14 protein-coding genes are annotated in these 13,084 nt (G+C 62.1%); 4 read left to right on the top strand and 10 right to left on the bottom strand.

Features of this window, described 5'->3' with window-relative positions:
• Window positions 1–4: 4 nt before the first annotated feature.
• From E7738_RS21790 to E7738_RS21750, 9 genes are all read right to left on the bottom strand, one after another.
• Complete coding sequence (locus E7738_RS21790) at window positions 5–934, bottom strand: 2-hydroxyacid dehydrogenase (protein WP_394516447.1); 930 nt, start codon at window positions 932–934, stop codon at window positions 5–7.
• Window positions 931–1,377, bottom strand: coding sequence for a type II 3-dehydroquinate dehydratase (locus E7738_RS21785; protein ID WP_394516446.1), 447 nt, complete (start codon window positions 1,375–1,377; stop codon window positions 931–933). Before E7738_RS21785 ends, E7738_RS21790 begins: the two co-directional genes overlap by 4 nt.
• A gap of 10 nt (window positions 1,378–1,387) precedes the next feature.
• Entirely contained in the window at window positions 1,388–2,002 is a 615-nt protein-coding gene (locus E7738_RS21780; protein ID WP_394516445.1) for a glutathione S-transferase, read from the bottom strand.
• Window positions 1,999–3,006, bottom strand: a complete 1,008-nt coding sequence (locus tag E7738_RS21775; RefSeq protein ID WP_394516444.1) for an NAD(P)H-quinone oxidoreductase — start codon at window positions 3,004–3,006, stop codon at window positions 1,999–2,001. Before E7738_RS21775 ends, E7738_RS21780 begins: the two co-directional genes overlap by 4 nt.
• Before the next feature lie 3 nt (window positions 3,007–3,009).
• Window positions 3,010–4,152 carry an ABC transporter ATP-binding protein gene (locus tag E7738_RS21770; RefSeq protein ID WP_394516443.1) on the bottom strand — a complete coding sequence of 381 codons (1,143 nt, stop codon included), beginning with the start codon at window positions 4,150–4,152 and terminating at the stop codon, window positions 3,010–3,012.
• Between the two features lie 38 nt (window positions 4,153–4,190).
• Window positions 4,191–5,342 carry an acetylornithine deacetylase gene (gene argE / locus E7738_RS21765; protein WP_058775061.1) on the bottom strand — a complete coding sequence of 384 codons (1,152 nt, stop codon included), beginning with the start codon at window positions 5,340–5,342 and terminating at the stop codon, window positions 4,191–4,193.
• A gap of 15 nt (window positions 5,343–5,357) precedes the next feature.
• A complete protein-coding gene (locus E7738_RS21760; protein WP_394516442.1) occupies window positions 5,358–6,032 on the bottom strand; it encodes a DUF1028 domain-containing protein in 675 nt (224 codons plus the stop codon).
• Window positions 6,033–6,045: 13 nt separating this feature from the next.
• A complete protein-coding gene (locus E7738_RS21755; RefSeq protein WP_021509501.1) occupies window positions 6,046–6,471 on the bottom strand; it encodes a RidA family protein in 426 nt (141 codons plus the stop codon).
• Window positions 6,472–6,618: 147 nt separating this feature from the next.
• Window positions 6,619–7,332, bottom strand: a complete 714-nt coding sequence (locus E7738_RS21750) for an IclR family transcriptional regulator (protein WP_021509502.1) — start codon at window positions 7,330–7,332, stop codon at window positions 6,619–6,621.
• Window positions 7,333–7,502: 170 nt separating this feature from the next.
• Between E7738_RS21750 and E7738_RS21745 the strand changes: the two genes are divergently transcribed.
• Genes E7738_RS21745 through E7738_RS21730 form a run of 4 tightly spaced genes read left to right on the top strand, consistent with a single transcriptional unit; the run spans window position 7,503 to window position 11,468 of the window.
• Window positions 7,503–8,195 (top strand): RraA family protein, encoded by a 693-nt coding sequence (locus tag E7738_RS21745; RefSeq protein WP_338671309.1) that lies wholly within the window; start codon window positions 7,503–7,505, stop codon window positions 8,193–8,195.
• The gene (locus E7738_RS21740; RefSeq protein WP_394516441.1) at window positions 8,195–9,133 is read left to right on the top strand and encodes a hydroxyacid dehydrogenase; all 939 of its coding nucleotides are present in this window, start codon (window positions 8,195–8,197) and stop codon (window positions 9,131–9,133) included. Before E7738_RS21745 ends, E7738_RS21740 begins: the two co-directional genes overlap by 1 nt.
• Window positions 9,130–10,062, top strand: coding sequence for an SMP-30/gluconolactonase/LRE family protein (locus E7738_RS21735; protein ID WP_021509505.1), 933 nt, complete (start codon window positions 9,130–9,132; stop codon window positions 10,060–10,062). Before E7738_RS21740 ends, E7738_RS21735 begins: the two co-directional genes overlap by 4 nt.
• 38 nt (window positions 10,063–10,100) lie before the next feature.
• Entirely contained in the window at window positions 10,101–11,468 is a 1,368-nt protein-coding gene (locus tag E7738_RS21730; protein ID WP_058770551.1) for an MFS transporter, read from the top strand.
• 122 nt (window positions 11,469–11,590) lie between these two features.
• Here E7738_RS21730 and E7738_RS21725 read toward each other — a convergent pair whose 3' ends face one another.
• On the bottom strand, window positions 11,591–12,931 hold the full coding sequence (locus E7738_RS21725; RefSeq protein WP_021509507.1) for an MFS transporter: 1,341 nt from the start codon (window positions 12,929–12,931) through the stop codon (window positions 11,591–11,593).
• Window positions 12,932–13,084: the final 153 nt, after the last annotated feature.

Raw genomic sequence — 13,084 nt, 5'->3', positions numbered from 1 at the left:
GCGCTCAGTAACCCCGCGCGGGAAACACCTGGTTGAGCACCGGCTCGCCGCGCATCACTCGCTGGATGTTATCAGCCACCTGACGCGCGGCGCTGGCCGGGATCGCTACCGACGCCAGATGCGGGGTGATCAGCACATTCTCCATGCCCCACAGCGCATCGTCGGGCGGCAGCGGCTCGCGATCAAACACGTCTAATGTGGCGTGCCCGATCTGTCCGCTCTGCAGCGCCGCAGTCAGCGCGGGCTGATCGACAATCGCGCCGCGCGACACGTTGATCAGCGCGCAGCCCGGCGGCAACCGTGCCAGACGCTGCGCATCCAGCAATCCGTGGGTTTCAGGCGTGAGCGGCAGCATCACCACCAGAATGTCGCTGCTGGCCAGAAACGCATCCAGCGTCTGTATGCCGCTGACGCAATGAATGCCGTCCAGCGCTTTGGGCGACCGCGACCAGCCGCGCACGTCAAAGCCCTGACGCGCCAGTTCGCGCGCCGCATACGCACCCAGTTCGCCCAGCCCCAACACGCCCACGCGAATCGACGCCGGCTCGCGCGGATGCAGATAATGCCAGCGACGTTCACGCTGTGCGCGCTCAAATGCCGGTATGTTACGCGCGTAACGCAGCACGGCAAACAGCACGTAACCGGCCATCATGCGCGCCATATCCGGGTCCGATAGCCGGACGATCGGGATGTCAGGCAGGTCGTCGCGCCCTACCAGCGAGTCGACGCCTGCGCCCAGATTCACCAGCAATTTCAGCTGGCGATACGGGGCAAAAAAGCCGCGCGGCGGCTTCCACGCCAGCGCAAACTGCACGCTATCGGCATCCGCAACCTGATCGGCACGGCAGATAGCGACATCCGGTAACTGCGGTGCCAGCAGCGCCGACCACGCCTCAAAGCTGTCGAACTCGCTGTAAAACACCAGAGTCGTCATGTGCTGGACTCCTGTAGCAGCGTCGCCAGCGCATCAATAGCCAGTTCATAACCCAGCGCGCCCAGCCCGGCGATCACGCCGGTGGCGGCTTTCGACACCAGCGACTGATGACGAAACGGCTCGCGCTGCCAGATATTGCTCATGTGCGCTTCGATGATCGGACCATCGAACATCAGCAGCGCATCCAGAATCGGCACCGAGCGATACGACAACCCGGCGGCATTGATGATCAGCCCGTTTGCCTGCTGGCGCGCTTCCTGAATCCAGTCCACCAGCACCCCTTCATGGTTGCTCTGACGAAACTGCAGCCTGAGGCCGCGCGCGTCGGCGCGCCGCTGACAGCGCTCACCGATGCTGGCGAAACTGTCGCTGCCGTAAGTACCGTGGCGATCCATGCCGTACAGATTGGCATTAGGCCCATTGAGAAAGAAAATCTGAGACATTGCGGCTCCGTTAGAGGTGCGGGCGCGTCGCGGCCATCGCCGGATGCGCGTCAAAAAGGGCAAACCAGGCGGCGCTCTGCGGATGCGTGGCGCGCCAGTTGAGTTCAGCAAAACGGAAGTCGAGGTAGCCCAATCCGCAGCCGATGGCGATCAACCCGAGATCGTCGGGCGTGCGGCTGAACGCCTCCGCCTGCTGCTCAATGGCCGCCAGCGCAGCCGCCACTTTGGTCAGCTGCGCATCGCGCCACGCTGACCACTGCTTTTCCAGCGGGCGGGCGCTGGTTTCGTAGCGCGCCAGCAGCGCGGCGTCCAGCAGTCCATCACCCAGCGCCTGGCGCGTAAGGCACAGCCAGCGCGCCTCGCCGTCTGCCGGCAGCAACTGGCCCGCGGCGCGGTGGTTAAGGTATTCGCAGATCACCCGGCTGTCGTATAAACATAGCCCCTGTTCGGTGCGCAGCGCCGGCACTTTAGCCAGCGGATTAAACGCGGCAATGCGCGCATCGCGCTCGATGGGGTGCGCCGCCGACGCCAGCAGGGTGATCTCCGGCGCCAGACCCAGCAGCCGGGCGCACACCATCACTTTTCGCACGTAAGGCGAGGTAGAGGCGTAATAGAGTTCCATCATGGCATGGCCTCCGCATCTGGCAGCAGCAGCACTTTGCCGATATTGGCATTGGCTTCAAGGATGCGGTGCGCCTGCGCGGCGGCCGTCAGCGGCAATCGCTGATGCACGCGCGGCGTGATACGCCCGGCGGCCAGTAAAGGCAGCAGATGGGCGCGCACGCGCTGCGCCAGACGCGCTTTTTCCGCCGCGCTTTTCGGTCGCAGCGTGGAAGAGGTCAGGCTTAAGCCTTTGCGCATGATCAGCTGTAAATCGATCTCCACCGTGGCCCGCTGCATAAAGGCGAGGCTGACGTGCCGCCCGCCCGCTGCCAGCACGCTGAGGTTGCGCGCAATGTAGTCGCCGCCGACGTTATCCAGCACCACATCCACGCCGCGTTCCCGGGTCAGCGTCTGAATCACCGCCACAAAATCTTCGCTATGGCGATCGATGGCGCGCCACACGCCCAGCTGCTGCAGCGCGGCAATTTTCTCCGCACCGCCAGCGGTGGCAATCACCCGTGCGCCACAAGCCTGGGCGCACTGGATCGCCAGCGTGCCCACGCCGCTGGCCGCGCCGTGAATCAGCACGCTGTCGCCCGGCATCAGACGGCCCAGCTCAAACAGGTTGTGCCAGACGGTAAACGCGGCTTCGGGAAACCCCGCCGCGTGGCTGAGCGGCAGCGTGTCCGGCACCGGCAGGCACAGGTCGGCGCGCGCCACGCAGTATTGTGCATAACCGCCGCCGCTCAGCAGCGCCATCACCGCCATGCCCGGCTGCAGTTCGCTGACGCCTGCGCCGAGCGCAACGATGACGCCCGCCGCTTCCAGCCCGAGGATATCGCTGCAGCCTGGCGGCGGTGGCATGCCGTTGCGCTGCAGAATATCAGGCCGGTTAACCCCTGCGCTGACCACGCGCAGCAACACTTCGCCCGGTCCCGGCTGCGGCACCGGACGCTGCACCGCAGTCAGCACCTCTGCACCACCCGGCTGTGCGGCGATGATCGCCGTCATGGTTTCCGTTGTCATGCGTTAACCCTGTGCGTCGCTGGCGAAGGCACAAACGCCCTCATCATCAAAAGTCAGCCCCACCACGCTGCCGACCGGCCAGCGCGTCAGCGCCTCCAGTCCGGACTGACGGGCAAACAGTGAGGCACTGCCGAGCGCCGGGATATCGAGGTGCACGTCAACGTGATCGCCCTGAAACACGTGCGTCAGCACCGTGGCGCTGAGCAGCGCCTGCGGACCGAGCGGCGTCAGCTGCACATTTTCCGGACGCACATACACATCGAGCCGGTCGCCGACGCTGGCCTGCACCCGTTTGGCCGGCAGGCGCAGCGTGTTGCCGCCCAGCTCCAGCAGCGCGCTGGTGTCACGGCCGGCGTAGCGGCCCGGCAGAATATTCACGTCACCGACGAAGCTGGCGACAAACGGATCCTGCGGGCGGCGATAAATCTCATCCGGCGGCCCAATCTGGCGCACGTGTCCGGCCGACATCACTACCACGCGGTCGCTCATGCTCAGCGCTTCGCCCTGATCGTGGGTGACGAAGACCGTGGTCACGCCGAGTTTACGCTGAATCGCTTTCAGCTCGACCTGCATGGATAAACGCAGATTTTTATCCAGCGCGGAGAACGGCTCATCCAGCAGCAACACTTTGGGACGAATCACCAGCGCGCGTGCCAGCGCCACGCGCTGTTGCTGCCCGCCGGACAGTTCACGCGGCTTGCGCTGGCCGTACCCCGCCAGCTTCACCAGCGCCAGCGCCTGCCCGACCCGCTCGGCGATTTCCGCTTTCGGCACGCCGCGCATACGCAAGCCGTAGCCGACGTTTTTCTCCACCGTCATGTGCGGAAACAGCGCGTAGTTCTGAAACACGATGCCGATCTCGCGCTGATAGGGCGGGATTTCCGTTACCAGGTCGCCATCGATAAAAATCTCACCGCCGTCGGCTTCGGCAAAGCCGGCCATCAGGTTCAGCAGCGTGGTTTTGCCGCAGCCGGACGGGCCGAGCAGCGTAATGAACTCACCTTCGTGGATGGTGAGAGAAATTTTATGCAGCGCGATGGCATCACCAAAGCGCTTCAGGACGCCATCCAGCTGCACCGCCACGTTGGCCTTATGCGGTGCCGATGACAGCGGCTGCGGAAACGGGGTTACTTCTGCACTGACCATACAATCTCCGGATTCGGACGGGGTGGCTCGTCGCGGGTTCATTCGCACATCCAGGTCGCCAGCCGGCGTAACAGGCTGTCACAGGCGTCCAGCTGTGCGAGGGTGATAAATTCGTCGGGCTTATGGCCCTGCTCCATACTGCCGGGACCGCACACCACGCAGGGGATGCCGGCGGCGGCAAACAGTCCGCCTTCAGTGCCAAACGCCACGGTGCCGAAGCTGTCGCTGCCGCTCAACCGGGCAATCAGCTGTGCCGCGGCACTGTGCGCGGCGGTATCCAGTCCTGGATAGGCGCTGAGCGGCGAGAAGCGGATGGCGCTGGCGGGCTGCACCGCGCGCATCTGCGGCTCCAGCGTCTGCTGCGCATACGCCACCAGCTCCTCTGCCACCTGCTGCGCATCCTCCTGCGGCAGCGTGCGCACTTCGAAATCAAAACTGCAGGCGTCAGGCACGATGTTCAGCGCGCGTCCGCCGTGGATCACCCCGGTTTGCACGGTGGTAAATGGCGGATCGAAGCGCGCATCCTGCCGATCCGGCGCCGCCAGACGTTCACCGATGACGGTTAAGCGCTGGATCAGCTTCGCGGCGTATTCAATCGCATTAACGCCCTGCGGCGCGTAAGCCGAGTGGCAGGCCGCGCCCTGCACTTCGCAGCGCATTGCCAGCTTGCCTTTGTGGCCCAGCACCGGACGCAGTTCTGTCGGCTCGCCAATCAGGCAGATCGCCGGTCGATCGCTGCGCTGCGCCAGCGCCTTCACCAGCGAGCGCACGCCGAGGCAACCCACCTCTTCGTCATAGGAGATAGCCAGATGCAGCGGCTGACGCAGCGGCTGGGCGAGAAAATGCGGCACAGCAGCCAGCATGCAGGCGAGGAAGCCTTTCATGTCTGCCGTGCCGCGTCCGTACAGCTTGCCGTCACGTTCGGTGAGCGCAAACGGCGGCACCGTCCACGTCTGGCCATCAACCGGCACCACATCGCTGTGGCCCGATAGCATCACCCCGCCGCTGCCGGCTGGCCCGAGCCGCGCATAGAGATTGGCCTTGCTGCGTTCTGCGTTGTGCATCAGTTCACAGGTCACGCCCAGCCCGCTGAGGTAGCGCCAGCAGAAATCGATCAGCGCCAGGTTGGATTCGCGGCTGGTGGTGTCGAAAGCCACCAGATGTTCGAGCAGGTTACGGCTGGTCAGCATCGCGTCTCCTCACGCTTATTCATCACCCGGCACGCCGTAACGGGGTGCCAGCGTGGGATTGAGCGCGCGCGTCAGGTAATCCTGCATCTGCGGCTGATAGGCCAGCCACAGCTGATGAAGTTCCGCGATGGGATCGCCCTCCGTCCAGTCAACGCGCAGATCAACCAGCGGCCACGACGGTTCGCCCACCACTGCCAGCGCCGCCGAATGAACCGGCCCGGCTTCGCCTCCGGCGGCCATCCCGGCCTGCATGGCCACGATTAACCGTGCGGCCAGTTCGCCCGGCTGCTGCGCAAACGCGCTGACCATCGCCGCAATCACCTCGGGATTCGCCAGCAAATTACCGGCCGCTACGCAGTCGCTGCCGCACAGCGCGTGATTCACCCCCAGCGTGTGCGTTCCGCTGAAGCAGGCACTGCTGCCGTCGGCCGCCAGCACCGTAACCTGGCGATAATCAAAAAAGTCATCGCTGGCAAGACCGCTCTGCAGCGCCTGCTGCGCCGTCTCGCCCTGACTCAGCCGATCAAGGATGCGCGGCCCCAGCGCCGGCAGCGTGATGTTCTGCGTGGAGACCGCGCCGACGCCGGCGCGCAGCCACGGACAGCGTGCGCCGACCGCAATACTCGACGAGCTGACCGCAATGCCCAGCTGGCCGGTTTGCGCACAGCGTCCAACAATCGATAACGTCATGATGCGGCGCTCCTTATTGCGGCTGCCAGTCGTCGGGGATCACCGCAATCACGTCGATCTCCATCAGCCACTGCGGCTGGCCCAGTCCCGAGATCACCAGACCGGTGGAGATGGGAAACACGCCTTTCAGCCACTTGCCGACCACCTGATACACCGGCTCGCGATAGCGCGGGTCGATGATGTAGGTGGTGGTTTTCACGATGTGCGACAGGTCGCTGCCCGCTTCTTCGAGCAGTTGCTTCACGTTTTTCATCGCCTGCTCGGCCTGCGCTGCCGGATCGCCCAGCCCCACCAGGTTGCCTTCGAAGTCGGTGCCAATCTGGCCACGCACGTAAACGGTGTTGCCGGCGCGCACGGCCTGACACAGGTCGTTGTCCAGCGACTGATTAGGATAGGTATCTTTGGTGTTGAATTTGCGGATGCGGGTATGGGTGCTCATGGTGCCTGCCAGCGTTTAATTGGTTTCCGCAAGGTATACCGGGCTTAGCGCAGCAGGGAAAACAGCATTAACTGAGGTGTTGCTTTAAAAAATCCGAAGGAGTGCGGCAGGCCTGCTGGCCCGCCGGTGAGTGATTAATGCGCAGCCTTATTTGGCCGCATAAACCGCATCACAAAATGCTTTGCGCGCACCCAGTTTGGCTGACAGGCGTGCAGCCGCTTCGCGCATCAACACGCCTAACTCTTCATCTTTGCGATTCAGCGTCAGACGCGAAACCGGACCGGTCAGCGCCAGCGCAGCGGTTAGCCGGTCATTTTCGGCGAATACCGGTACGGCAAAGGCCGCGATGTGCGGATCGCGCGCGCCCGAACTGAATATCGGCAGCGACGGCAGCGCATCGAAGAGATTTTCATTCATGCCCCAGAAACGCAGCACCTTACTGATGGCTGAGTTATCGAGCGGAAAAATCGTCCCCGGCAGGCGCGTATGACGCAGGCCATCAGACGATTCAGCACGAAACAGGCACAGACGCTGGCCGTTATCCAGTACGTACCAGCTGGCGCTCTCGTTGGTCGCCGTTGCCAGCGCCTGCAATTCCGGCTGCACCACGCTGGCCAGATGGAATGATTGCTCATAAAGCTTGCCGAGGTATAACAGACGCGGGCCGAGCGTGTAGACCCCGCTGTCACTGCGCACCACATAGCCCATCCTTTCCAGCGAGTTCATCAGACGATAGACAGTGGTTTTGTGATAGCCGGAAAGCTGCGACAGCGCAGTCAGCGACAGGCTCTCTTCGCCCGGCTTAAAACAATCCAGCAGCGACAACGCCTTCTCCACCGCATTAACGCCTTCATTTCCCATTTTTTCCTCCTGATTTGTGCCGTCCTGAGTGTACCTGAAAACTGTGAGTCACATCGTGTTTACATCACAAACACCTTCGTAACACTGGCATGCGGCGTCAGATCGTCGATATAGTTGTTTTATATTGTACAACATTGCTGTACCAGGTAAAACAAACCACGAGGTGAATTATGTCTGTCTCTGTAAATAACCTGATCAACCGCAACATTGAGCGCGTCAGCGCCCTGTCCGTCAGCCAGGCCGCCGCATTCCAGGCGGCGATTCTGGCCGATGTCGCCGGTCGTCGCGGCACCCTGCATGGCCGCGTTAAGCCGCTGTCGCCGCAGATGAAAGTCGCCGGGCCGGCCATCACGGTGGAAGTGCGTCCGGGCGATAACCTGGCGATTCACGCAGCGCTGGCTATCGCCCAGCCGGGTGATGTGCTGGTGGTGGACGGCAAAGGCGACATCAGTTGCGCGCTGCTGGGTGAAATCATGGCTACCCAGGCCGAAGCGTCCGGCATCGCCGGCATCATCATTGATGGCGCGGTGCGTGATGCTGACGCCCTCGCGCAGGGCAGCTATCCGGTGTTTGCGGCCGGCCTCAACCCGAGCGGCCCAACCAAAAGTATTCCCGGACGCGTGAACCATCCGGTGTCAGTGGCCGGTGCGTCGATTGAGCCGGGCGACCTGGTGGTCGGCGATGCCGATGGCGTGGTGGTGATCGCTAAACAGGATGTGGAACGCATCATTGCCCTGGCGGCGAAGAAGCTGGACGCCGAAACGCGCCGCATCGCGGGTATTAAGCAGGGCGATTTGCGTCCGGGCTGGCTGGAAGGTGCCCTGCGCGCGGCAGGTATGTTAGCAGAAGGAGAATCTCTGTAATGAGCAACGTAAAAACTATCCTCATCACCGGCAGCGACCTGGCTGCTGAAGCCGTCGAGCTGCTGCAGGACTATCAGCTGATTTATGCCGGACGCCAGCCGCAGGAAGCCGATTTGATCGCGCTGTGTGAGCGCCATAACCCTCAGGCGATCATTGTGCGCTACGGCAAAATTAACGGGCGCATCATGGACGCCGCGCCGGCGCTGCGCGTGATCTCCAAGCACGGCAGCGGTATTGACGTTATCGATCAGCAGGCAGCGGCGGAACGCCAGATTGCGGTCCGCGCGGCAGTGGGTGCCAATGCCGCTGCCGTGTCGGAGCATGCCTGGGCGCTGATCCTCGCCTGTGCTAAATCCGTGCCGCAGCTGGACCGCCGGATGCGCGATGGACACTGGGATAAAGCGCAGCATAAGTCGCTGGAGCTGGAAGGACGCACACTCGGCCTGGTCGGTCTGGGCGCCATCGGCAGCCGCGTGGCGCGCATCGGCCAGGCCTTCGGTATGCAGGTGCTGGCCTACGATCCTTATGCGCAAACCTTGCCGGCTGGCTGTGAAGCGGTTGAATCACTGAATGAACTGTACAGCCGTGCCGATGTGGTGTCGCTGCACTGTCCGCTGACGGACAGCAATCACCAGATGATCAACGCGGCCGCCCTCGCCCGTTTTAAGCCTGGCGCGATTCTGGTCAACACCGCGCGCGGCGGACTGATTGACGATCAGGCGGTGGCGACCGCGCTGCAAAACGGCACGCTGCGTGCCGCCGGGCTGGACAGCTTCACCAGCGAGCCGCTGACTGCACCGCATTTGTGGCAATCGCTCAACAACGTGATTATTACGCCGCACATTGGCGGCGTGAGCGACAATGCTTACGTGCGCATGGGCACCGGTGCCGCGCGCAACGCGTTGCAGGTTCTGCAGGAGCAGGAGGCGGTATCATGACCGTGCTCACCGTACCGGAGGTGCGCGAGTTAACGCTGTTTTCGCGCCTGCCTGAAGCGTTTCGCCGGCCGGACGCCGGCAATGTCTGGGCTGCCGCCAATCGCGGCGGCCAGCTTACCGACTCCTTTCTTGAAGGCCCGGTGTGGCATCCCTCAGGCTGTCTGTATGTCACCGACATTCCCTATGGCCGCATCTTTCGCGTCGATATGAGCGGCAACTGGGAGCTGGTGGTGCAGTATGACGGTGAGCCCAACGGCATGAAGCTGACCGATCCGGACACGCTGATCATCACCGATTACCGTAACGGCCTGATGAAACTGTCAATCAGCAGCGCCACTATCACGCCGTGGCTGACGCGGCGTAACAGCGAAAGCTTTCGCGGCGTCAACGACTTAACCCCCGACAGCCGCGGCAATCTCTATTTCACCGATCAGGGCCAGACCGGGCTTCACGATGCCAGCGGACGCGTCTATCGGCTCAGCCCGGATGGCCGGCTGGATCTGCTGCTGGATAACTGCCCGAGCCCGAACGGCCTGGTTCTGTCGCCGGATGAGAAAATCCTCTACGTGGCGATGACGCGCGGCAACTGCGTGTGGCGCGTGCCGCTGCTGGCGGATGGTTCGGTAAGCAAAGTTGGACTGTTCTTTACCTCGCACGGACCCAGCGGGCCGGACGGGCTGACCATCAATCAGCGCGGCGAACTGCTGATCGCCAATCCCGGCCTGGGGCGCGTCTGGCGTCTTAACGATCTGGCTGAACCGGAAGAGATTCTGCTCAGTCCGCTGGGTCGCTCCACCACCAACCTGTGCTTCGGCGGGGCCGACCTTAACCAGCTGTTTATCACCGAATCGGTCAGCGGCAGCATCCTGACCTGCACCCAGAACACGCCAGGCCGCGCGTTGCCGGCCATCGATACCTCGTTTCTCTGACTACAACTCTGCGTCATCCGAACGCACCGGAGATTACTATGACCCTGCACTCAACATCCAGCCCTGCGCCGGCTCAGCCGGCTGCGGTGCCACCCCGCCATGAAACGCTCAGCGAACAGGATTTCCAGGACAGTGAGCAGGCGGCCGCCAAAGCCTTTCGTCGCATTCTGCCGTTTATCTTTATCTGCTATGTGGTCAGCTACCTTGACCGCACCAACGTCAGCTTTGCCGCGCTGGGCATGAACGCCGATCTCGGCATCACCGCCGAACAGTTTGGCTTCGGCGCGGGCATGTTTTTTATCGGCTATTTCCTGTTTGAAATTCCCAGCAACCTGATCATGCAAAAAGTGGGCGCGCGCATCTGGATCGCGCGCATCATGATTTCGTGGGGGTTGATTTCGATGGCGACTGCGTTCATCAGCGGCCCCGTCAGCTTTGCCGTTGCGCGCTTCTGTCTCGGCGTAGCAGAGGCCGGCTTTACCCCCGGCATCTATCTGTTCTTTACCTACTGGTTTCCCGGCAGCTGGCGCGCCAAAATCACCGCCGCGTTCCTGGTCGGCATTCCGGTGGCCAATATCATCGGCTCACCGATTTCCGGCGCGCTGATGCAGATCACCGGCCATGAGCATATCCGTAACTGGCAGTGGCTGCTGTTGATTGAAGGCTTACCGGCGGTGATCCTCGGCGTCATGTGCCTGTTTGTGCTGAGCGACCGGCCGGAGAAAGCGCGCTGGCTGGCACCGCGTGAACAGCAGTTGCTGAGCCGCCGGCTGGCCGATGAGCAGCAGCAAATCGCGGCAACGCACGGTTCCCAGATGCGCGACGCGCTGCGCAATCCGCTGCTGTATCTGCTGGCGTTTATTAACTTTTGCGGCATTGTGGGTTCGATCGGCGTGGGACTGTGGATGCCGCAAATCATCAAACAGCTCGGTGTGAGCCATACGGCAACCGGCTTTCTTGCCGCGCTGCCCTATGTCTGCGGTGCGGTGAGCATGCTGGTGTGGGCGCGCCGCGCCAATGCGTCTGCGCACCGCATTCGCTGGATCAGCGGCGCGCTGGTGATCGCCGCCTTAGCCCTGATGTGCAGCGCGCTGAGCGATGCGCCGGTGATCAAAATGCTGGCGCTGTGCTGCACCGTTAGCGGTATTCTGGCGTTTCAGGCCTCGTTCTGGGCGCTGCCTTCCGGCTTTTTAACCGGCAATGCCGCGGCAGGCGGCTTAGCCATGATTGTCTCGATTGGTAATCTCGGCGGCTTCTTCGGCCCGTCGCTGATCGGCTATGTGCGTCAGTCTACCGGCGGCTTTATGTGGGCGCTGCTGGCGGTGGCAGCAGTCCTGATGATTGGCGCACTGGCGGTTGCCATGGTGAAAGATCCGTGGCGCCAGCGCAGCGCTGAGCAGAGATAATAACGCCGCGTTTCCCGGTGTGCTGTGGCGCATCGGGAAACGAATGTTTTAAAGGATGAAAGCAGGATAACGTCAGACGTGATGAGCCAGATGCGTGCCCTCCCTGGCACAGGCTCATGAGATTATTTCCCGGTGCTGGCCACCGGCTGTTCCGCTTCAACGTGCAGCTTTTTGCTGCGTCCCATCAGCAATACCGCAATCCCTCCCGCCGCGCACAGCAGCGCCAGAGGAATCATCGCCATCGCATGGCTGCCGGTTTTCTCATTAATGATGCCGTAAACGTTCACCATCAGCCCGCCACCAATCAGGTTGGCCATCGCGCCGATAGCAGCCAGACCGGCCGCTGCGGTGGTTGAGGACATCCAGCCCGAGGCCAGCGCCCAGAACGGCCCTTTCATCGAGTAGGCACCAATCAGCACCAGTGACAGAATCACCACGCTGCCCGCCAGCGTATCGGTCAGGAACGCCGCCAGCAGTCCACCGGCAATCAGGAACAGCGTCAGCGCGGTGTGCCAGCGACGCTCACCGCTGCGGTCAGAGCTGCGGCCCCAGACAATCATCAGAATCGATGCCAGACCGTACGGAATCGCATTCATCAAACCGGTGGTGAAGTTATCCAGACCAAATGATTTCAGCAGCTGCGGTGACCAGACGCTCAGCGTCGAACCCGCTGCCGACGCGCCGGCGTAAATCAGCGCCATCACCCAGATATGCTTGTGGCGCAGCAGCTGCCACAGGGTGATATGACCAATTGCTTTACGCTGGGCATTCTCTTCAGCCAGTTTGCCGCTTAGCCAGTTGCGCTGTTCGCTGGTAAGCCAGTGGGCATTTTCCGGACGGTTGCTGAGCAGGAAGAAAGCCAGCACCCCCAGCACAATCGCCGGGAATCCTTCGATGATAAATAGCCAGTGCCAGCCGCGCAGGCCGAACCAGCCGTCCATCGTCAGGATTGCGCCCGAGATCGGCGAGCCAATAAAGTTGGCTGCCGGGATCGCCACCATAAAGGTCGCAATCACGCGCGCGCGATATTTCGCCGGAATCCAGTAAGTCAAATATAGGATCACGCCGGGAAAGAAGCCGGCTTCGGCAGCGCCCAGCAGAAAGCGCAGCACGTACAGCATTTCCGCACTGCTGACGAACGCGGTGCACACCGAGACAATGCCCCAGGTCACCATGATGCGCGAAATCCAGATTTTGGCGCCAATCTTCTGCATCGCGAGGTTGCTTGGCACCTCAAACAGAAAATAGCCAACAAAAAACAGGCTGCTGGCCAGGCCAAACACCGCTTTGCTCAGCCCGAGGTCTTCATTCATTTGCAGGGACGCCATGCCGATGTTGCCGCGATCAATAATGGCGATCAGATAGCAGACGATCAGGAACGGCAGAATGCGCCAGATGACGCGTTTTACGGTCTGCTGCTCAATATCGGGCACAGCGGCCGCGCGGGTTATCTTGTCAGACATAGAGTTCCTCACAGAGTCATGGCTTAACGCAAATCGGCCAGTGTTATTGTTTTACTCTGTACAACATGTGTGTACATAGTAAAACCATTATGTTTGGCCGCGCGACCCTGCGCAGAAAAATGTGTCCGGGCTGCGTGATTTGTCACAAAAAGG

The sequence above is a fragment of the Pantoea sp. SGAir0430 genome (assembly GCF_043549295.1).
This window is presented reverse-complemented; position numbering and strand designations above follow the sequence as displayed.

Bases quoted from the DNA above. Each gene is read 5' to 3' on its own strand.
- E7738_RS21790 (WP_394516447.1), bottom strand. From the start codon at position 934: ATGACGACTCTGGTGTTTTACAGCGAGTTCGACAGCTTTGAGGCGTGG.
- E7738_RS21785 (WP_394516446.1), bottom strand. From the start codon at position 1,377: ATGTCTCAGATTTTCTTTCTCAATGGGCCTAATGCCAATCTGTACGGC.
- E7738_RS21780 (WP_394516445.1), bottom strand. From the start codon at position 2,002: ATGATGGAACTCTATTACGCCTCTACCTCGCCTTACGTGCGAAAAGTG.
- E7738_RS21775 (WP_394516444.1), bottom strand. From the start codon at position 3,006: ATGACAACGGAAACCATGACGGCGATCATCGCCGCACAGCCGGGTGGT.
- E7738_RS21770 (WP_394516443.1), bottom strand. From the start codon at position 4,152: ATGGTCAGTGCAGAAGTAACCCCGTTTCCGCAGCCGCTGTCATCGGCA.
- argE (WP_058775061.1), bottom strand. From the start codon at position 5,342: ATGCTGACCAGCCGTAACCTGCTCGAACATCTGGTGGCTTTCGACACC.
- E7738_RS21760 (WP_394516442.1), bottom strand. From the start codon at position 6,032: ATGACGTTATCGATTGTTGGACGCTGTGCGCAAACCGGCCAGCTGGGC.
- E7738_RS21755 (WP_021509501.1), bottom strand. From the start codon at position 6,471: ATGAGCACCCATACCCGCATCCGCAAATTCAACACCAAAGATACCTAT.
- E7738_RS21750 (WP_021509502.1), bottom strand. From the start codon at position 7,332: ATGGGAAATGAAGGCGTTAATGCGGTGGAGAAGGCGTTGTCGCTGCTG.
- E7738_RS21745 (WP_338671309.1), top strand. From the start codon at position 7,503: ATGTCTGTCTCTGTAAATAACCTGATCAACCGCAACATTGAGCGCGTC.
- E7738_RS21740 (WP_394516441.1), top strand. From the start codon at position 8,195: ATGAGCAACGTAAAAACTATCCTCATCACCGGCAGCGACCTGGCTGCT.
- E7738_RS21735 (WP_021509505.1), top strand. From the start codon at position 9,130: ATGACCGTGCTCACCGTACCGGAGGTGCGCGAGTTAACGCTGTTTTCG.
- E7738_RS21730 (WP_058770551.1), top strand. From the start codon at position 10,101: ATGACCCTGCACTCAACATCCAGCCCTGCGCCGGCTCAGCCGGCTGCG.
- E7738_RS21725 (WP_021509507.1), bottom strand. From the start codon at position 12,931: ATGTCTGACAAGATAACCCGCGCGGCCGCTGTGCCCGATATTGAGCAG.